Source organism: Solidesulfovibrio alcoholivorans DSM 5433 (assembly GCF_000702665.1).
In the GTDB taxonomy this organism is placed as follows: domain Bacteria; phylum Desulfobacterota; class Desulfovibrionia; order Desulfovibrionales; family Desulfovibrionaceae; genus Solidesulfovibrio; species Solidesulfovibrio alcoholivorans.
Window position 1 is genome coordinate 228493 of sequence record NZ_JNJA01000005.1, and the last position, 19780, is coordinate 248272.

The 19780-nt window shown below is 67.5% G+C and carries 17 protein-coding genes; 1 reads left to right on the top strand and 16 read right to left on the bottom strand.

Annotated elements, in window-relative coordinates:
- Positions 1–3 precede the first annotated feature (3 nt).
- Positions 4–1521: a tetratricopeptide repeat protein gene (locus Q368_RS0111625; protein ID WP_052360124.1), complete on the top strand. Its 1518-nt coding sequence runs from the start codon at positions 4–6 to the stop codon at positions 1519–1521.
- 10 nt (positions 1522–1531) lie between these two features.
- Here Q368_RS0111625 and gspM read toward each other — a convergent pair whose 3' ends face one another.
- The 16 genes from gspM to gspD all read right to left on the bottom strand — a co-directional run bounded on the left by gspM (position 1532) and on the right by gspD (position 19751).
- Positions 1532–2035, bottom strand: coding sequence for a type II secretion system protein GspM (gspM, locus tag Q368_RS0111630; protein WP_029459242.1), 504 nt, complete (start codon positions 2033–2035; stop codon positions 1532–1534).
- Complete coding sequence (locus Q368_RS0111635) at positions 2032–3477, bottom strand: PilN domain-containing protein (protein WP_029459243.1); 1446 nt, start codon at positions 3475–3477, stop codon at positions 2032–2034. Before Q368_RS0111635 ends, gspM begins: the two co-directional genes overlap by 4 nt.
- 26 nt (positions 3478–3503) lie before the next feature.
- On the bottom strand, positions 3504–4514 hold the full coding sequence (gspK, locus tag Q368_RS0111640) for a type II secretion system minor pseudopilin GspK (protein WP_029459244.1): 1011 nt from the start codon (positions 4512–4514) through the stop codon (positions 3504–3506).
- Position 4515: 1 nt separating this feature from the next.
- The gene (locus Q368_RS0111645) at positions 4516–5232 is read right to left on the bottom strand and encodes a prepilin-type N-terminal cleavage/methylation domain-containing protein (protein ID WP_029459245.1); all 717 of its coding nucleotides are present in this window, start codon (positions 5230–5232) and stop codon (positions 4516–4518) included.
- Positions 5229–5603 carry a type II secretion system protein gene (locus Q368_RS0111650; protein WP_029459246.1) on the bottom strand — a complete coding sequence of 125 codons (375 nt, stop codon included), beginning with the start codon at positions 5601–5603 and terminating at the stop codon, positions 5229–5231. Before Q368_RS0111650 ends, Q368_RS0111645 begins: the two co-directional genes overlap by 4 nt.
- Before the next feature lie 3 nt (positions 5604–5606).
- The gene (locus Q368_RS0111655) at positions 5607–6287 is read right to left on the bottom strand and encodes a pilus assembly FimT family protein (protein ID WP_052360125.1); all 681 of its coding nucleotides are present in this window, start codon (positions 6285–6287) and stop codon (positions 5607–5609) included.
- Positions 6277–6750: a type II secretion system major pseudopilin GspG gene (gene gspG, locus Q368_RS0111660; RefSeq protein ID WP_029459248.1), complete on the bottom strand. Its 474-nt coding sequence runs from the start codon at positions 6748–6750 to the stop codon at positions 6277–6279. Before gspG ends, Q368_RS0111655 begins: the two co-directional genes overlap by 11 nt.
- 30 nt (positions 6751–6780) lie before the next feature.
- Complete coding sequence (locus Q368_RS0111665) at positions 6781–8007, bottom strand: type II secretion system F family protein (RefSeq protein WP_029459249.1); 1227 nt, start codon at positions 8005–8007, stop codon at positions 6781–6783.
- Between the two features lie 37 nt (positions 8008–8044).
- Entirely contained in the window at positions 8045–8515 is a 471-nt protein-coding gene (locus Q368_RS0111670; protein WP_029459250.1) for a type II secretion system protein N, read from the bottom strand.
- Positions 8516–8540: 25 nt separating this feature from the next.
- Positions 8541–9485, bottom strand: a complete 945-nt coding sequence (locus tag Q368_RS0111675; protein ID WP_084158745.1) for a tetratricopeptide repeat protein — start codon at positions 9483–9485, stop codon at positions 8541–8543.
- 203 nt (positions 9486–9688) lie between these two features.
- Positions 9689–12835, bottom strand: coding sequence for an efflux RND transporter permease subunit (locus tag Q368_RS0111685; protein ID WP_029459253.1), 3147 nt, complete (start codon positions 12833–12835; stop codon positions 9689–9691).
- On the bottom strand, positions 12832–14067 hold the full coding sequence (locus Q368_RS0111690) for an efflux RND transporter periplasmic adaptor subunit (protein ID WP_029459254.1): 1236 nt from the start codon (positions 14065–14067) through the stop codon (positions 12832–12834). The genes Q368_RS0111685 and Q368_RS0111690 overlap by 4 nt, the downstream gene beginning before the upstream one ends.
- A 71-nt stretch (positions 14068–14138) precedes the next feature.
- The gene (locus Q368_RS0111695; RefSeq protein WP_029459255.1) at positions 14139–15137 is read right to left on the bottom strand and encodes a sialate O-acetylesterase; all 999 of its coding nucleotides are present in this window, start codon (positions 15135–15137) and stop codon (positions 14139–14141) included.
- Entirely contained in the window at positions 15121–15714 is a 594-nt protein-coding gene (locus tag Q368_RS0111700; protein WP_029459256.1) for a TetR/AcrR family transcriptional regulator, read from the bottom strand. The genes Q368_RS0111695 and Q368_RS0111700 overlap by 17 nt, the downstream gene beginning before the upstream one ends.
- A gap of 126 nt (positions 15715–15840) precedes the next feature.
- Positions 15841–17682 carry a type II secretion system ATPase GspE gene (gene gspE / locus Q368_RS0111705; RefSeq protein ID WP_052360126.1) on the bottom strand — a complete coding sequence of 614 codons (1842 nt, stop codon included), beginning with the start codon at positions 17680–17682 and terminating at the stop codon, positions 15841–15843.
- A complete protein-coding gene (gene gspD, locus Q368_RS0111710; RefSeq protein ID WP_052360127.1) occupies positions 17679–19751 on the bottom strand; it encodes a type II secretion system secretin GspD in 2073 nt (690 codons plus the stop codon). Before gspD ends, gspE begins: the two co-directional genes overlap by 4 nt.
- Positions 19752–19780 lie beyond the last annotated feature (29 nt).

A 19780-nucleotide genomic window follows, 5' to 3' on the forward strand; every position in this document is an offset into this window, starting at 1 on the left:
GGCATGAAGGCATCGAACGCGCATCAAGGGTTTGCCCTGTTCCTTGTCTGCGCCGTCTGCTTGCTGCCTTGGGGAGCGCGGGCGGCGAGCACCAACCAGCTTTCCACGACCAACGACACCGATTACCAGACCGCCCTTGCCGCCATAGATGCCAAGGACTACAACACGGCGTTCGTCTATCTCAACAATGCGCTGACGAACAACAGCCAGAACGGCTATGTGTATCTGGAACGGTCGAAACTCGATCTGCTTTATTATCTGCCGTCCAATGCCGTCAGCGACGCGACGACCGCCGTCGCCTACCTGCGCGCTTCGGATACATGCGACCAGTTCCTGCAATCGGACAACCCGCTGCTCCTTGCTTCTTCAAGCACGTATAACACCCTTGGCCTGACCTCCGGCCTGAGCGGACTTTACGGTTACGGTAGCGTCCTCAACCTGACTTCCATCAACGGCCTGTCGTCCACGGGAACCTCGACCACCTCCGGTTCCACAACGACGGGAACGACCGGCACGACAGGGACGACAACAACCGGCACGACGGGGACAACTTCCGGCACGGGCACGACCACTTCGACGACGAGTTCGTCGACCTCTTCTTCCTCCTCGACGACCAGTTCCGGCCTCTTCGCCTCCTCGAGCGGCAGCACCAATCTGCCCGTTGCCGAGGACTTGACGGACAAGGATAAAGAAAAAAATGAAACAATGAACGAATACAACGAGACGGCGACACAGATGGCGCTGTACTCGTCGTATTGTGGCGGCATCTACCTCAACAACCTGACCGCGCTTGTGGACGGCTACACGTCGCTCGGCAGGGGCTATCTGCTGGGGCAAAGCTATGCCCAGGCGCAGCGGGGCTTCGCCGCCGCCCTGGAACTCGACGAAAGCGACGCCAAGGCCGCGGCCGGCCTGGGACTGGCCTATCTCGGGCAGGGAGCCTCTTCGGCGGCGCTGACCGAACTCAATCTGGCCGTGACCTACGCGCCTTCCGAGCCGGCCGCCTACGTGGCCAGGGGCGCCTATTGGGTCAGCATCGGGGATTACGCGCGGGCCAACGAGGAATACGAGGCCGCAGTGGCCCAGGATGCGAACTACCTGGCGGCCTATGCGAGTTTCGGACTGCTGCGCGCGCTGCAGGGCAATTACAAATACGCCCTGGAAGCGTACGACAAGGCCTTGTCCTTAAACGCAAATTACGTCATCGCCCTGGTCGGGCGCGCGGCATCCTGGGCTGCCATCGCCACGGCCACGGCCGATCCCGTCATGGCGGCGAACTACCAGAAAAACGCCCAGAACGATCTGGCCCAGGTCCAGAAGATGCAAAACACCGTCACCACGGCGACGTCCACGTCCTACTCCAGCGGCACGTCTTCGCTGGTCGGAACGTCATACTCTCCTTCGTCCACGACGACGTCGTATGCTTCGTCTTCCCTCCCTTACACGACAGCCTCTTCCTCCACGTCCACCACGACAAGCACGCTTTCCGTCACCGCGCCGGTGCTCGGCACTTTTTATTAAGCCGGCCGGCTCAGCGGGGTTTGTCCGTCACGACGGCCACGGACATGTCGGCGTCCAGCCCGCCCTTTTGGGAGGCCTGGAGGATCAGCTGGCGCACGCGCACGCCCATGTCCGGGGCTTCCACCCGCTGGAGAAAAGCGAGCACCTGCTGCATGCCAAGGCCCGACAGGCGCAGGTCCACGGCCATTTCGCGCCTGCCGTCGCCCAGGTCCTTGCTCGCCGGGCGCATGAATTCCACATGGTCCTTGATGCCTTCCCGGGTGGCCGCGTTCTCGACAAAGGAAAAGATCGTGAAGGTCTCGGGGCGTGCCGGCGCGGCCGGGCCCTTTTGCGCCCGGTCAATGGCGGCGGCCAGGCGCGCGGCGTCGGCTTCGGCGCGAAGCGCCGCCGCCAGCCGGTTTTCCCGCGCCGTCAGGCCGTCGGCCAGGGGCGTGACCACCCACATGTAAATTCCGAGCAGCAACGCCGCCACGCCGGCGGCCAGGACCGCGGGATGGGGAAGCCGTGTGTTCACGCGCCGCTGTCCCTGCGGCCGGACAGCCGCATATCGAGCTGGAACTCGACCTGTTTTTTCTCGGGCACGTTCTTGGCCCCCTTGATTTCCACTTCCGTGAACAGGTCCGAGGCCGAAAGGCGACGCTTGACTTCTTCCACGGTATTGTAGTCGTCGGCGGTGGCGTCGATGGTCGCGCGCCGGTCGTCGAGGGAGATGCGCCGCACGTGGGTGCGTCCGCCCGGCCCCAGGGCCTGATGGATGGCGGCGAGGAGCTCGATGGCAGAACCCGAGGTGTCACTGCTGTTTTTGGCCGCATCGGCCTGGGCGGCCATGCGGCCGCGCAGCACGGACAGCTTCTGGGTGACGGTGAGTCCGGGGCCGGCATCCGGCGCGGCCTGTTCCACCAGGGCGGCCGTGCGATGTCCCGCGGCCTCGATGGCCGTGTCCAGGCGGTGGTAGGCGAACCAGAGGCTGCCCACGGCGCAAAGGAGCACTGCGGCCAGCGCCGTGCCGGCCAGCAGCAGGCCCCGGCGTTTGACGGCCGGGGCGATGACCGGGGCGAGATCCCCGCGCAGGAAGTTCCGCGTGCCCGGGTCGGCCGCGTCCAAAAGCGCCAGGCCGTAGGCGGCGGCGAAACGGTCCGGCAGCGCCGTCCCGTCCGCAAGCTTCGGCCAGCGCGGCTGTGCGGCGACCGGATGGGCGGTTGCGCCCATGGCGCGGTCAAGCGCCGCGGCGACGGACGCGTCCGTAATCCCGACGGTAAAAAGCCGGAGGTCCCGGGGAGGGCTCGGGGCCACGGCGGCCAGGGTCAGCAGGGCTTCCCGGGCCAGGATGTCGGGCAGGGCGGGGTCGCCTTGCGTCGGCGCGGGGAACGTGCGCCAGATGGCCGGCGCGCCGGCCAGGCGGCAGAGGCAGGAAGCCTGCGCGCCGTCGAGGCTAAGCAGCAGCGCAGCGCCCGTGGGGGCGAGCCGTTCCAGGACGGCGTCGAGCCCGGCGAGGTCCAGGCAGGCCGCGCCCGGGGCGGGCAGCAGCGCGTCGCTTAAGGCCTCGAGCATATCCTGCAGCGGCATAAGGGGCGTGGCGGCGACAAGGGCGACGACGGCAGGCGACGGCTCCAGGGCGGTCTTGACCCAGGACAGGGCCGTCTCGGCCAGGGGCACGGGCAGGTGCGGCTCCAGTTCCGGGCCGAGCACCAGATCGATCTTGCTGCGCGTGGTGAAGGGAAAACGCAGGCGACGCAGGGTGGCCTCCCCGCCGTCGAGGCCGAGGATCAGGCGTTCGGTGCCAAGCCCCGCGCCAAGGGCTGTCTGCGCGGCCAGCCGTGCCAGGCCGGCCGGCGTGTCGTCGGCGCCTGGCATGGCTTCGGCCAAACGTATGTCCATGCCGCCCGGCATGCGGGAAAGACGCAACAGGCGCACGGCGTCGCGGCGGCAGACCACGGACAAGACGGAAGGAGCCATGGGGGAATTGTGGCATGCCGGGACGGTCAGCGCAACTCCCTGTACAGGACGTCCCAGCCTGCCGCACGGTTGGAATGTTTCTGCTGGCTGCGCTTGAGCACGGCGTACAGACGCCTGGACGCCGCCCCGGAAACGCCCTCGAGGGTGACGGAAAAGCAGACGCTGCGATGCGTCATGATTTCGCTTGGCCACTCGATGCCCTGGTCCGGAACGGCTTTTTGCAGCCATTCCAGGGAGTCGAGGCTGTCGCGGCGCACAGGGTCGCGGCGGTAGGCGTCGATGGCCTCGGCGACGGTTCGGGCGCGGACGGCGTCGATGTTCGACGGCAGGGCGGCCAGGACCGCCACAGGGGCCGTGTTCACGTTGATCAGCCCCGGCCCCCAGACGGTCAGCAAGCTGCACAGCCCGGGCTTGTCCTTATGGCCATAGAGCAGTTCCCTGGAGAACCCCTTGACGAGCAGGAGCTCGCCCAAGGTGTCCAGGGAGTTGTTTTTCACACGGTAGGGCAGGTTGTCGGCGGCGTAGAAGGCGTCCTCTGCCCCGCCGGAAACCGGAGCGTCGTCAGGATCAAGCCAGTCCACGACGGCGGCCAGCAACGCCTGCGCCTTGGCCGTCGGCAGGGAAAAGGGCTTGGCCGTCAACAGTCGCAGGAAAACGGCCTCGTAGACGGCATGGCCGGACAGCCCGGGATGCAGGTTGTTGATCGGGAATTTGCCCAGTTCGTCCTCGATGCGCCCGTGCAGGTGGCCGTCGAGAAACCATTTGCCGGGATACGCATTGAGTTCGGGAAAATAGGCCCAGTCCTGGGTCAGGTTGACCGTCGTCCCGAACTTTTCTTCGGCGCCGAGCAGGGACGCGGCCGCAAGCAGCCCGGATTCGGCCATGGCCTCGGCCTGGCGCGAATAGATGCCGGCGTAGGCGGCGAACACCTCGAGCTGGGAGGTGCGGATGGTTTGCACCGCAAGCGCCGACAGCAGCGCCACCAGCGCCAGCACGAAAAGCAGCACCGCGCCGGCCGGTTGCGCGCGCCGCGACATCTCAGCGCCGCTCCATGGCGATGGCGCGCGCCGGGAGGTTGACCCGCACATCCAAGGGAAAGCGTTGCCCGGAAACGACCATGACGCCGCGCAGCCGCACCTGGGCCGGCAAGGGAGCGGTCTTGGCCCGCTCCCGGTCCTGGCTGTCCCAGGTTTCGCCCGCGTCCGAACCGCCGGAGGCGTAGAAACGGATGGTCATGTTTTCGACCCGCTCCGCAAGCACCGTCTCGTCCCAGGGGAGTTCTTTTCCCGGCCGTCGGGGAACCGTGGCGGCGCTGCGTTCGCGGCGCACGAGGCTCGTACGCTTGTCCTGGCGCGTGCTTTCGTCCTGGCGCAGCACGTAGACGACGTGGTTGAAGCCGTTGGAAGGAAAGGGGCGACCGGGATCGAGGGTCGCGGCGGTGGCCAGGGACAACAAGGTCTTTTCCGTCTGGTCGGACAGCGTCGTAGTGGAAGCGCCGCCCGTAAACGCCATGGCGTCCTTGGCGTCGCCTTTCGCGCTTTCCACGTAGATGATCGAGCCGAGGTCGTTGCCGAGGGCCAGGCGCAGGATGTCCTGGGCCGATTCCTCGGCGAGCCGCACGCCCGCCTCTTCCGAGAGCCGCATGACCTGGGAGGCCACGGAATAGCTGCCGACCATGACGAGGCCCGCGATGAAGACGGCCAGCAGCACCTCGACCAGAGTGAAGCCCGCCTGGCGCGGCCCTGGCCGGATCACGGCTTGGGCTCCAGGCGCGAGTAGGTTACGGACAGATCCTGGGAGCCCTTGGCCCGCACCTCCACGGCGAGCACCCGGAAGAGCGCGTCGGGCGTGGCCGTGACGGTGACCTTCCAGGAGAAATCGGTGTCCGGCGCGGGAAATTCGCCCGAAGCATTGGCGATGCCCGCTTCGCCGAGCAGTTCCACCGCGGCCAGTTTGTCCGCGGCGAGTTGCCCGGCATGGCGGGTGCGGGCGGCGTCGAGGCGGCGGTCCTGGAGCTGGACGAGCCCGGCCAGGAGCGCCACCAGGGCGATGGCCAGGATGGCCACGGCGATCAGCGTTTCGAGCAGGGCCTGTCCGGCTTCGTTGCGGGATGCGTCGCCGGCCACGGTTCAGCTCCCGGCTGCGGGCAGGGGATCGTCGCCCCAGGGCAGGCGGGGCAGGGCGTGGGCCTTGGCGAAACGCTCCCGGGCCGTGTCCAGGTCGGCCTGGACGAGCTCCACACGGCATCCGACCGCGGAAATGGCCAGGGCCGCGCTTTTGCCCGCGACGTCGGCCAGCTGGATGAAGGCCGGCTGGCATAGGCCCTGGGGGCGCAGCACGAGGGAGGTGACTTCGGGCAGGCGGGCCTCGCCGCCGGCGGTCAGGACCAGCGCCGGCCGGGCGGCGTCGGGCAGGTCGGCCGTCACCACGACGTCCCGGCCGTCCTTGGCGTCGGGCGCGCGGGGCGTGGGCGCTTTGGACCCCCGGGACGCGGCGTCCCCTGCGGCGCGCACCGGCCCGGGAAGCGGTTTTTCGATCTGCATGGCCCGGCATTTGCCCCGTGCCCAGTCGATGTCCACACGCCAGTCGCGGCCGGAAAGCAGGGCTTCGGCCTGGGTGCGGCGCAGCACGCCCTGGAGCACCCTGGCCGCGGTTTTTTCGCCTTCGCGGGAGAGCAGGCTGGAAAGCATGGGCAGGGTCAGGCCGGCGGCGATGCCCATGACCACGAGCGCGATGGTCAGTTCCACCAGGGTGAAGCCGGACGTCCCCGGCGCGGCGCAGTGCGCCGGAACGCGGCGGCTAGCCGCCAAGGTCCCAGCTCTTGATGTCGGCGTTGACCCCTTCGCCGCCTTCCTCGCGGTCCGCGCCGAGCGAGAGCAGGTCGAAGTCGCCGTGCTCGCCGGGGCAGATGTAGACGTAGTCGCGGCCCCAGGGGTCCTTGGGCACGGTGTCGAGATAGCCCTTGGCCGGATAGTTCTGGGGCACGCGGCCGATGGAGGGTTTTTCCTTGAGCGCGCGCAGGCCCTGTTCGGTGCTGGGGTAGAAACCGTTGTCGAGCTTGTATTGCTTAAGCCCCATGGACAGGCTCTCGATCTGCATCTTGGCCTTGACCACCCGGGCCTTGTCCGGCTGGTCCACGATGCGCGGCAGCACGAGCCCGGCCAGGACGCCGAGGATCACGATGACCACCATCAGCTCGATCAGGGTGAAGCCGGCGGCGTCGCCGCAACGGGCGGCGCGGCGGCGCGGGAAGGGGCGGGCGTGGGCGTTCATGGTTCCTCCTTGTCGCTGCTGGAGCGCACATTATCCGATGAGGCTGCTCATTTCGAAGATGGGCAGCAGTACGGCCAGGACCATAAGCCCCACCATGCCGCCGAGCAACAGGATCATCAGGGGCTCGAACAGGGCGCTTGCCGCGCGGATGCGCGTGGAAACGTCGTTTTCGAGCATGCGCCCGAGGTTGACGAGCAGTTCGCCCAGCCGGCCGCTCTGTTCGCCGGCGGAGACGAGCTGGATGACGATGGGCGGGAATATCTCGGCCTCGCGCATGGGGTCGGTGAGGCCGCCGCCCTGGCTCGCTTCGTCGCGGATGCGCTCCATGACCTGCTCGAAGACCGTATTGCCGGAGACCGATCCGGCGATACGCAGCGCCGCGAGCATGGTCACGCCCTGGAGCAGGCAGGTGCCGAGCGTGCGGCAAAGGCGGGCCGTGGCGGCGTTGCGGGCGATGGTCCCGACCACGGGCAGGCCCAGGGTGAACCGGTCGAGAAGGGCACGGCCGCGTGCGGTGTGCGCCAGGCGTACGCCAAGCGCGATGACGCCGGCGCTTCCCCCGAGCAGGGCCGGCCACCAGGTCCGGAAAAAGTCGCTCACCGCGATGAGGATGACCGTGGGCAGGGGCAGGGACCGCTTGAGGTCGACGAAGATGCGCGTGACCTCCGGGATGACGTAGGTGAGGAGCAACGCCAGCACGAGGATGCCGAAAAAGAACATGAAGGCCGGGTACGCCAGCGCCGCCTGGAGCGTGCGCGCGAGCGCCATCTGCCGATCCATGTATTCGGCCAGGTTGGACAGCACGATGGGCAGCATGCCCGTGGCCTCGGCGGAGCGCACCATGCTGATGTAGGTGGGCGGAAAGACGCCGGGGTAGGCGGCCAGGGCCGTGGAAAACTCCTGGCCTTCGCGGATGCGTTCGAGGATGTGGGAAAAGACCCACTTGGCCCGGCCGGGGCGCATCTGGTCGATCAGCGAGGCCAGGGCCTTGTCCAGCGGCAGCCCGGCTTCGAGCAGGGTGGCGAGGACCTGCGTTGCGGTCAACAGCTGTGCCCGGCCGACGCGGCGGGAAAAAAGGGGCTGGCGTTCCCTGGTTCCGGCGGCGGCCGCGCCGGGGCTTTGGGCTTCGGCTATGGCGCTGACGAAAAGGCGCTTGGCGCGCAGCAGCTGACGGGCGGCCTGGGCGCTTTCGGCCGAGAGAATGCCTTGGCGGGAGCGTCCCCTGGCGTCGACGGCGGTGTATTCGAAAACGGGCATGGCTTCCTGTGTGCGCTGGCGTCGGGCGGGCGGCCGGTCAGGGTTTCATCGTCAGGATCTCCTCGCGCCCCTGGCGCGAGAGGATGACGGAATTCCTGCCGATGGAGATGATGGTCGCGTCCTTCACGCTGGCCCCGATGCGGTAGGGCTTCTGCGTCCTGCCGCTGCGTTCCCGCAGGAAGGCCACGTTGCGGTCAGGGTCGGCCGTGACCACCGTGCCGGTCAGGTCCATGTCGATCTCGGCGGGCTTGGGCGGGACGGCGTTGCGGGTCGCCTCGGCGGCCGTGGGTTTGAGCCCGAAAATGTCGTTGGCGAGGATGGCCCGGGTCAGTTCCGCGGTTTGCGGTGCGCGTTTGGGTGCGTGTTTTTCCTCGGGAGCCCGGGGGTTCGCCGCCGGAGCCGCCGGCAGGGGGGAAAACCAGACGGCGTGGACCACCAGGGCAATGGCCCCGGCCAGGGAGAGCACGGTCGTCAGGACGACGGCGCGGTGGAATCGGGATTCGGTCATGGCAGCCGCGATCCGCCTCCCCCGGTCATTGGCACATGCCGAAGTCTTTGGCTTTCTGCGTCTGCTTGCACTGTCCGAACCGGCAGGCCAGGGCGAGGTCGGCGCAGCCTTCCTTGGTCTGGTGCAGCCGCAGGTGCAGCACACCCCGGTTGCGGTAGGCTTCGGCGAAATTGGAACGCAGCCGGAGGGCCTGGTCGTAGTCGGCCTTGGCCGCGGGGTACTGGTTTAATGCCTCCCGGGCGAGCGCCCGGTTGAAGTAGAGTTCCGGGTCGCCCGGCGTGGTGGCGATGGCCGCGTCGAGGAGCGATGCCGCCTCGTCGAAGCGGCGCAGGGAAATGAGGATGTCGGCCTTGTTGTTGCGCGCGGCGGCGTTGCCCGGGTCGGCGGCGATGATCCTGTCGTAGTCGGCCATGGCCCGGTCGAGGTCGCGCATGGTCTGGTAGGTCAGGGCGCGGTTGAAAAGCGCCGCCTTTTCGCTCGGACCGCCGAGGCGCTGCGCGGTGTTGAAATCGGCCAGGGCGTTTTCGTACTGGCCCAGGGCGAAGTAGGTGACGCCCCGGTTGTTGTAGGCCTGGCCCATGCCGCCGTCGCGGGCAAGGGCGTCGCTGAAGCGCTTGAGGGCGTCGTCGTAGTCGTGGCGCATGTAGGCCGCCGCGCCGAGGTCGTAGAGGGTTTCGGCCGAGGCCCCGCCGGCGGATTGCGCCTTTTCGAAATCCTTTTGCGCCAGCTCGAACTGGCCGAGCCGGTAGTAGGCTTCCCCGCGCTCCTGGTAGGTCGCGGCCGGGGCGTTGCCTTTGGCGATGGCCGGAGACGCCTCGCGGACGACATCCTCCGGGCCGGGACCCGTGGCGGCGTCGGGCGCGCGCACGGCCGTGGGCGGCCGCTTGTCGGCGCAGCCGGCGACGCACAGGACGGCGAGCGCGACAGCGGCGGCAAGACGCCGCAGTGAGGACGACTGGTGCGTGGACATACCCTCGGGGCTGGATGCGCTGCGGCGTACGGGCGACGTCGCAGGCGTCGGCTTTCATAATGAACGTCGTGGCGATGATGCAGGAAAAAAGCGCGTTGGACAAGTTGCATTTTGCGCAGGGGGGAAAGGCCCGGCGGGGCGTCGCGAGCGGGGGGCAGTGCGTCGCGACGCCCGGTCGGGCTGGGGGGAGGGCGATATGAGGATCAGGCGGTCGTGCCGTCGTCGTCGTGGCCGCCGGTCAGGCGCTTGGTCCAGGCGCCGAGACCCATGATGAGCTTGAAGAAGACGGGGATGAAAAACGGCGCGAGGATCGTTGCGCCGAGCATGCCGCCGATGACACCCGTGCCGATGGCGTGGCGGCTGTTGGCGCCCGCGCCGGTGGAGATGGCCAGGGGCAGACAGCCGAGGATGAAGGCCAGCGAGGTCATAATGATGGGGCGAAAGCGCAGCCTGGCCGCGGAAAGGGCGGCGTCGGCGAGCGATTTGCCGGCCTTGACCTCGAGCACGGCGAATTCCACGATGAGGATCGCGTTCTTGGCCGCAAGGCCGATCAGCGTGACCAGCGCGATCTGGAAGTAGATGTCGTTGGACAGCCCCCTGCCGAACACGGCGAGAATGGCGCCGAAAAGCGCGAACGGCACGGCCATGACCACGGCGAAGGGCAGGGTCCAGCGTTCGTACTGGGCGGCCAGGATCAGGATGACCATGACGATGCCCATGGCGAAGATGAGCGCCGAGGAGCCCTGTGCCGCCTTTTCCTGGTAGGCCGACCCGGTCCAGGCCAGGGTGTAGTCCGCCGGCAGCACCTTGGCCGCGGCCTGCTCCATGGCGGTCAGGGCCTCGCTCGAGGTGTGGCCGTCGGCGGGCTGGCCCATGATCTTGGCCGCCGGGAACACGTTGAAGCGCTCCAGGACCTCGGGGCCGGTGGACTTCTCGATGGTCGCCAGGGCGGTCAGCGGAATCATCTCGCCCTTGCTCGAGCGCACGTACACGTCGCGCAGGTCCTCGGGCCGGTCGCGATAGTCCGCCTCGGACTGGATCTGGACCCGGAAGGTGCGGCCGAACTTGTTGAAGTCGTTGACATAATACGCGCCGAACGTGGCCTGCATCGCGGCATAGACGTCGCTTACGGCCACACTCAGGGCCTTGGCCTTCTGGCGGTCGAGCTCCACGCGCAGCTGCGGCACGTTGGCCCCGAAGGTGGTGGCCACACGGCCGAGCGCCGGGTTCTTTTTGGCCTCGGCGATGAGCTTGTCGGTCATGGCGGCCAGCTCCTGGACGCCGCCCTCGCCGCGACTTTGCAGGTAGGCCTCGAAGCCGCCGGTGTTGGACATGCCGGTGATGGGCGGCGGATTGAAGGCCAGGGTCAGGCTCTTGGGCAGGGCCATGCCGCGCCCGAACAGACGCTTGACCATGTCGAACGAGCTTTCGCCGGGCATTTTGCGCTCATCCCAGGGCTTGAGCGGGATGAACATGGTGCCGTAGTTGGAACGGTAGGTACTCGTGAGGATGTCGAGGCCCGAGATGGTGATCTGATAGAGTCTGCTCGGGTCCTGCGCGTTCATGGCGTCCATGGCGTCGTCCACGGCTTCGGTGGCTCGCAGCGAGGTGCCGTCGGGCAGGATGTTGATGCCGAGGATGTAGCCCACGTCCTCGTCGGGCACCAGGCCGCCGGGCACGAGGCGGAACAGCATTAAGGCCCCAGTACACAGTCCGGCGAAAAGCACCACCGCCACGAAGCTGCGGCGCAACAGGAAGCCCACGCCCGCGGCGTAGCCGTTGGTGATCTTCTCGAAAAGCCGATTGAAGGCGCGGAAGAAAAGGTTGGGTTCCTTGTGGCCGGGTTTGAGCAACGCGGCGCACAGGGCCGGGGTCAGGGTCAGGGCCACAAGGCCCGAGATGACCACGGACACGGCGATGGTAATGGCGAACTGCTTGTACATCTGGCCTGTGAGGCCGCCGAGGAAGGCCACGGGCACGAACACGGCGCAAAGCACCAGCACGATGGCGATGACCGGCCCCGTGACCTCTTCCATGGCCTTGGCCGTGGCCGCCTTGGGCGGCAGCTTCTCCTTGGTCATGATGCGCTCGACGTTTTCGAGCACCACGATGGCGTCGTCCACGACGATGCCGATGGCGAGCACCATGCCGAAGAGCGTAAGCGTGTTGATGGTGAACCCGAGGGCCTGCATGCCGGCGAAGGTGCCGATGATGGAAACCGGCACGGCCAGGCACGGAATGAGCGTGGCGCGGAAGTTTTGCAGGAACAGGAAGACCACGAGAAAGACCAGGATCATGGCCTCGACCAGGGTGTGGATGACCTCCTCGATGGAAACGCGCACGAACGTGGTGGTGTCGAGCGCGATCTTGTAGTCCAGGCCGTCCGGGAAACGTTTGGACAGTTCGGCCAGCTTGTTGCTGACGAGGTCCGCCGTGTCCAGGGCGTTGGCTCCCGGCGACAGGAAGATGCCAACGGCGACCGAGGGGTTGCCGTTGAGCTTGGAGACGGAGTTGTAGTCCTTGGACCCGAGTTCCACCCGGGCCACGTCCTTGAGGCGCAGTACCGATCCGTCGTTTTGGGCCTTGAGGATGATGTTCTCGAATTCCTCGGGGCTGACGAGGCGGCCCTTAGTGGTCACCATGTAGTTGAGGGCCACCGGCTTGGCCGGATCGGTGGGTTCCGCGCCTATGCGGCCGGCCGCGAACTGGGCGTTTTGCTCCTCGATGGCCGCGGCCACGTCGGTCGGCGTGAGCTTGAGCTGGGCCAGCTTGTCCGGGCGCAGCCAGACGCGCATGGAGTAGTCCTTGGCCCCGAAGATGGAGGCGTCGCCGACGCCGGGCAGGCGTTTGAGCTCGTCAATGACGTTCACCAGCACGTAGTTGCTGATGTAGACGGCATCGTAGCGCTTGTTGGGCGACTCGAAGACCGGAATCTGCAGGGTGTTCGAGGATTTCTTGCGTACGACCACGCCCTGGCGCTGCACTTCCGTGGGCAGGGTGGTGAGCGCCGCCTGGACGCGGTTATTGACGTTGATGGTGGCCTGATCGGGGTTCGTGCCCACGGCGAAGGTGACGGTGATGGACAACGACCCGTCGCCGGAACTCGTCGAGCGCATGTAGAGCATGTTGTCCACGCCGTTGATCTGCTGTTCGAGCGGCGCGGCCACGGTTTCCGCGATGACCTCGGGGCTGGCCCCGGGATAGGCGGTGGTGACGTTGACCTCGGGCGGAATGATGTCCGGGTACTGGGCGATGGGCAGGTTGCGGATCGCCGCCAGGCCGGCCAGGACGATGGCCAGCGAGATGACGATGGAGAAGACCGGGCGGCCCAGGAAGAAGCGTGAGATCATGAACGAGGCTCCTTGGCAGGCTCACCGGCGTCGGCGGCCTTGGTCGCCGCGCCGGAACCGACGGCCGGGGCATCCTGGCGCACGCGCACGGTCATGCCGGGGCGCACCTTGATGACGCCTTCGGACACGATCCGCTCGCCGTCGGAAAGGCCCTTTTCGATCAGGTAGTCGTTGCCCACGGCGTCGCCGAGGGCCACGGGGCGGGGCGAAACCTGGTTCTTCTCGTCCAGCGCCCAGACCATGGCTCCCTGCTGCGTGTTGAGCACCGCGCCCTGCGGCACGGCGAGCACGGCCTTGTAGTGCGCGCCTTCCAGGCGCACGCGCACGAACTGGCCGGGCAGCACGGCCGCGTCCGGGTTCTTGAATTCGGCCCGGACCTTGACCACGCCCGTGGTGGGATCGACCTGCGTGTCCGTGAAGTTGATGCGCCCGGGCTCCTTGTAGGCGCTGCCGTCGGGCAGGGTCAGGCGCACGACGAAGTCGCCCTCGTGGCCGAACGCCACCTTGCCCTCGGCCTGGAGCTTGCGCAGGCGCAGGGACTCCTGCCCGGACATGGAGAAGTTGACGTAGAGCGGATCGACGCGGTTGATGGTGGTGAGCAGGCTCCCGTCGCTGGACGTGGTGATGAGGCTGCCCTCGGAGCGGGCCTCCTTGCTGGTCAGGCCGGAAATGGGGGCCGTGACCTTGGTCCACTCGAGGTTGAGCGAGGCCTCGCGCACCTTGCCCCGGGCGGTCTCCACGGCGGCCGTGGCCGAATCCAGGGTGGTCTTGGCGTCGTCGTAGTCCTTTTTCGCCACCACGTCGCCCTTGTAGAGCGTCTCCATGCGGGCGGCGTCGCGCTTGGCCTGGTCCAGGGTGGCCTCGGCCTGGCCCAGCGCGCCCTTGGCCTGCTCGAGCGCGGCCTGGTAGGGGGCGGGGTCGATCTCGAACATGAGCTCGCCCCGGCGCACGGGACGGCCTTCCTCATAGTTGCGGCGCAGCAGGATGCCGCCGACCCGGGCCCGGACCTCGACCTCGCGCGAGCCCGCCGTCTGGCCCATGAAGGCCATGTCCAGGGGGATGTCGGCGTGGCGGACGGAATAGGCCACGATTTCGGGCGGCGGCGGGGCCTGTGCGGCGGTCTCCTGGCCCGAACTGTCCGTGGCGCAGCCGGACAGGCTCATGGCCAGCAGGGAGGCCATGCCCAGGGCGGCCAGAATGCGGAATTTCGCGGACAAACGGAAAACGGTCATGCTCTCCTCCGGAACGATTCGCGCCTGCGCCCCGTCACCCGGGGCGCAGGCGGAGTTGCGTGCGTCATCGGTTAGCGTATCTGCCGCTGCGGGGCGTCTCCCCGTGCAAGCAGCGGCATCCAGGCGGCGGCGAAGCGATCGGCCGCCCGGGACGTGAAATGGTAGCCATCGCTGCGGTCGAACCAGGGCACGAGCAGGTCGGTGTTCGGGCCGGAAAATATCCGGCGTTCGGGGTCGGCGGCCGCGGTCTGGGCTGCGGTGACGGCCGGACAGGACTGGTAGCAGCCGGGGTTGCGCCTGTCGCCGCAGGCGGGGTCCAGGAACAGGGAGGCGCGCGAGACGAAGATATCGGTGCGCGGGCCGACATGGGCGCGGACGTCTTCGAGCAATTCGGCGAGCACCGCGCCGTATTCCTGGCGGGTCATCCCCATGGCGCAATCGGCCTCGCCCTGGTGGAACAGGACGTGGGTCGCGGGTATGCCCCGGACCGCCAGTGCGTCCAGGGAGCCGGTCAGAAGGTCGTGGAACTGGCCGCCCCGACTCCAGTGCAGGATCGACGAGCCGCCCCGGGCGATGTCCACGAACACCACGGCGTCGTACAGGCCGCTGTCGACGATCCGGTCGCCCAGGCGCGCCCAGGAACTTCCCTTTGCGCCCGTGGCCCCGGGGATGGCGTCGCGCACGCGGCGGCAGCTGCCGCCGGAAAAGGCGTAGACCGGCTTGACCGCGTCGTAGCCCGGATCCACCGTGTTGGACGCGTTGGACTGGCCGAATACCAGGGCGACCATGGTGCGCCCGGCAGGCAGCGACGCGCAGTCTACGACCGGCAGGTCGGGATCGCCCTGGTATACGGCCAGTTCCCCTTCGCTGGAGACGAACGGGAGAAAGGCGGCGTACTTGGCGCGCACGGCCTGCGGCTCCGGCGCATCATTCGTCGCGGCGGCCGTCTCGGCCGCAAAAAGGGCCAGGACCGTGAGGCCCGCCAAGCCCGCGACGAGCCCGATCCGGGCGCGCCTGCGGGTGAACGGATGTTCACTTGTCCGGCAAAAAAAATCACACAGTGACGGCATGGGCAAACAACTCCCAGTTGGCGGCGGTCTGGAGGGCCATGTCCACGTCCTCGGGCGTGCGGGCGCACATGAGCGCGGGCATGGCCACGAGGCTGATGAAGTGGTTGACCAGCTCCTGGGCGCGGATGTCGGCCCGGATCTCTCCCTGCTCCTGCCCCTTGAGGATCAGTTCCATGAGGACGTCCCGGATGGCGGCGTGGTGGCGCATCTTGAGCTCGCGCAGGCGCGTCTCCTCGAACCAGACCACATCGGAGAGGAAGATCACGGGCAGGGCCCGGAACCGGGCCACGAGCTTCATGATGTCCGCGTAGAGAATGCGCAGCGAGTCCATGGGGCTACGTCCCGTGGCGAGAGCCCGGCGGACGTTGACCATGTGGAGTTCGTGGTGCTCCTCCAGGATGGCGGCCAGGATGTCCCCCTTGTTCTTGTAATGCCGGTACAGCGCCGCGGCCGAAATGCCCACGGCCTCGGCCACGCGGCGTACGGTCACCGCGCCGATGCCGTGCTCGACCACGATGGCGAGCGCCGCCTCGGCGATCTGCTCCCGGCGCAGGGGGGACTCCAAGCGTTCTGCCATGGACGGAAGTTAACACCTGTTTACGTGGTGTCAAGGAAAGAATTTCAATGGGGAAGGGGGCTGATAGCCTGCCCGGAGCAGGGCCGTCAAGCCTGTGTTTTCGAGCGGGAAAGACTGGCGCGCGGCCTAGACCACGGTCGCGCGCACGACCTCTTCGAGGGTGGTGACGCCGTCCAGGATCTTGGCGATGCCGTCGTCGCGCAGCGTGGACATGCCGGCGGCGATGGCCGTGGCGCGGATGCGGCCGGCCTCGGCGCCGTGCAGGATGGTTTCGGCCATGGGCTCGTCCACGACCAGGATCTCGTGGATGGAGGTGCGGCCGCGAAAGCCGGTGTGCATGCACTGGGTGCAGCCCACGGCGCGGTGCAGGGTGCGCCCGATGAGCTTTTCAGCCGCGGGGCCCAAGGCGATGCAGTGTTCCTCGGCCGCGGCGAACGGTTCGCGGCAGCGGGGGCACAGCACGCGCACCAGGCGCTGGGCCACGAGCGCCCGCACCACCGAGGCGACCATGTAGGGTTCGATGCCCATGTCCACCATGCGCGTGACGGCGGAAGCGGCGTCGTTGGTGTGCAGGGTGGAAAAGACGAGGTGGCCGGTCAGCGCCGCCTGGCAGGCGATCTGCGCCGTTTCCTCGTCGCGGATCTCGCCGACCAGGATCACGTCCGGGTCCTGGCGCAGGATCGAGCGCAGGCCGCTGGCGAAGGTCAGGTCGATTTTGGCGTTGACCTGCATCTGGCCCACGCCCTCGATCTGGTATTCCACGGGGTCCTCGATGGTGAGGATGTTCTTGTCCGAGGAATTGATGTGGTTGATGGTGGCGTAGAGCGTGGTGGACTTGCCCGAGCCCGTGGGGCCGGTGACCAGGATGATACCGTGGGGCAGGGCCACGAGGCGCTTGACGATCTCCAGGTTGCCCGGGGCCAGGCCCAGCTCGCCAAGGCTCAGGATGCGCGTGTTTTTTTCGAGCAGGCGCAGCACGAGCCGTTCGCCGAACTTGGTGGGAAAAACCGAGACGCGGATGTCCACGTTGCGGTTGCCGAGGCGAATGTCGAAGCTGCCGTCCTGGGGCAGCCGCCGCTCGGCGATGTCGAGCTTGGAGCGGATCTTGACGTGGGAGACGACCGGCGGATGCCAGCGCTTGTCCAGGGTCTTGATGTCGTAGAGCACGCCGTCGAGGCGGAAGCGTATCTTGAGCGCGTTCTGGTAGGGCTCGATGTGGATGTCGCTGCACAAGTCCTTGACGGCCTGGGTGAGGAGCTGGTTCACAAGGCGGATGACCGGCGCGTTGCTGGTCTCGTCCAGCAGGTCCTCGGTGGACATGTTTTCCGGCGGCGGCCCCATGAAATCGTCGAGGCTGACGTCGCCGAGGCCGGGCTGGCTTGCGGCGTCGGCCTCGCCGAAGGCCTGGTTGATGGCGGAGAGGATGGCTTCGGCCGGGGCCAGGACCGGGGCGAGGTCGCCCGCCCCCACGAGCCGGCGCACGTCGTCGGCGAGCTCCGGGCAAAACGGGTCGGCCATGGCCAGGCGCATGTCCTCGGGCGGCCCCAGGGGGATGGCGAGGTTGCGCTTGAGGTAGGCGAAGGGCAGCGCGCGGATGCGTTCCGCGTCCTCCTCGGAGAGTTCGATCGCCGCGAGATAGGGCACGCCGAGCGCCTCGGCCAAGGCCCGGCCGGCCAGTTCGGGGTCCGCCTTGTGGACCTCGGCCAGCCGCTTGAGGGGATTTTGCCCGAGCCGCGCCGCTTCGCGGAAGGTTTCCTCCAGGGCGTCGCAGCCGATGCCGAGCGTTTCGGCCACGGGTTCGAGCAGAACGCGTCGGGGCAGGCAATGTTCGGGCGCGGTCGCGGGCTCCCGCGAAGGCGCGGTGGGGGAAACGGCCTGCCCGGCGAAAAGCGGCAGGCGGCAGGCCGCGCCCAGGCGCGCAAGGAGGGGACGGCGGGGGGGGGCGGCCGGGGACGGCGTCCCGGTCATGGCCGCCTGCCGCCGCCGGCCGCGAAAAAGACCGGGGCCTTGCGGATGGGCGTGGACAGTTCCTCTTCGCCGAACTCGATCTGGCGTTCGATGTCTTTCTGCTTGTCGTAGAGGAGTTTGTCGCTGTCCGGGCCCGGAGAGGTGATGCGCGGCGTGATGAAGACGTAGAGGTTGGTGCGGTCGTCCACCACGGACTTGTTCTTGAAAAGCCAGCCCACAACCGGCACGTCGCCGAGGCCCGGCACCTTGCTGTTGCCCTCGCTGCGGCTTTTGCCGATCAGCCCCGAGAGCACGATGGTCTCGCCGTTGTGGCACATGACCGTGGTCTCGGTGACGCGCTTGCGTGTGGTGGGCTGGAGCGTGCCGGTTTCCTTGGTCACGGTCTCGTCGATGCGGCTGGTTTCCTGCTTGATCTTGAGCTTGATGGCGTTGCCTTCGTTGATCTGCGGCGTGACCTTGAGCGTGGTGCCGACGTCCTTGTAGTCGAAGCGCTGGTAGGGCCGGTCGGTGGTGGACTGGCCCACGTCCTGGCTCGTCAGGTAGGGGCGGTTCTCGGCCACGGTGATGGTGGCTTCCTCGTTGTCGAGGGTCATGAGCTGCGGCGTGGCGATGATGTTGAAGTTGTTGTCGGACTTGGCGGCGCTCACCATGGCCTGGAGGTTGGAATAGACGACCTCGCCGATTTTCACGGGAAAGGCCAGCGCGCCGAGCGACCCGCCGGCCGGCGGCACGAAGGCCCCGGAGGAATTGTAGAGCGATTCGTAGCCCGAGGGGTTGGACGAGCCGAAGACGAGTCCGCCGTACTTGCTGTCGCCGAGGGCTTTCTGCTTGTTGGCCACGTTCAGGTTCACGCCGAAGGACACGGACTTGTCCGTGGACACCTCCATGATGAGCGCTTCCACGTAGACCTGCTTGCGCGGGGAATCGAGCTTTTTCACCACGTTGTCCACGAAGCCGAAGTCCTCGGGCGCGGCCGTGACGAGCAGGCTGTTGGTGGCCTTGTCGGCCACGAAGTTGAAGCCGCCGGAGATCGTCGGCGCGCCCTGCGCCTTGCCGTCGCCTCCCGAAGTCGTGGAGCCCTTGGTGAAGAGTTCGTTTAAGACCTTGCTCAGGTTTTCGGCGTCGGCGTGCTGGAGCTTGTAGACGCGCAGGTTGCCCTGTTCGGTCTGGTTGGGCACGTCGAGCTTGGCGAGTAGCGCCTTGACTTGGCTCACGTATTGCGGCTCGGCCATGACGATGATGGAATTGGTGCGTTCCTCGGCCACGACGTTGAGCTTGGCCGCGCCGCCGCCGTCCTTGCGGGCTTCCTGGGAGAGGACCTTTTCGATTTTCTGGGCGAGCTTGGCCGCCGAGGCGTGTTTCAGGGGAAAGAGGTAAAGCGAGGCCTTGGCCGAGGCCACGTCGATCTGGTTGACGATGCCGATGATGCGCTGGATGTTGGGCCGGTAGTCGGTGATGATGAGCGTGTTGGTGTCGGCATAGTCCGCGAGCAGGCCGTCCGGGGAGACCAGCGGCGCGAGCACCTTGCGCACTTCCGGCGAGCGCACGTTGGCGAGGTTTATGACCTGCGTGATCATGTGGTCGTTGGGTGAGGGGACCACCTCCCGGCCGTCGACCACGGGCATGCTGCGCGTGCGGCTGGTCTTGGCCGGCACGATCTTGACGAAGTTCGCCGTGGGCAGGGCGGTGAAGCCGTTGACCTCGAGCACGGACTCGAAGACCTTGTAGACCTCTTCCTCGGACAGCGGGGCCGGGGAGATGACCGTGACGTTGCCCTTGACGGCGTCGTCGATGACGAAATTCTTGCCCGTGACCTGGCTGATGTATTTGATGAAGGCGCGCAGGTCCACGCCGTCGAAGTTGAGGCTGATGGATTTGGAACCGGGAGCGGCCGGCGCGGGGGCCGGCGCTTCCTGCGCGGCGGGGGCGGCCTCTTTGGGGGGCGGCGCGGCCGTGACGGGGCGGGCGACGCCCACTGACGCCAGGATAAGGAGCAGGGCGCATGCGCCGCCGGCAAGGCGCACGGCATGCGGAAAACCGTTCGGGGCGGGCCGCGTGGGGCGATACATGGCGATCCTGTGGTCTCTCCGATCCGGCG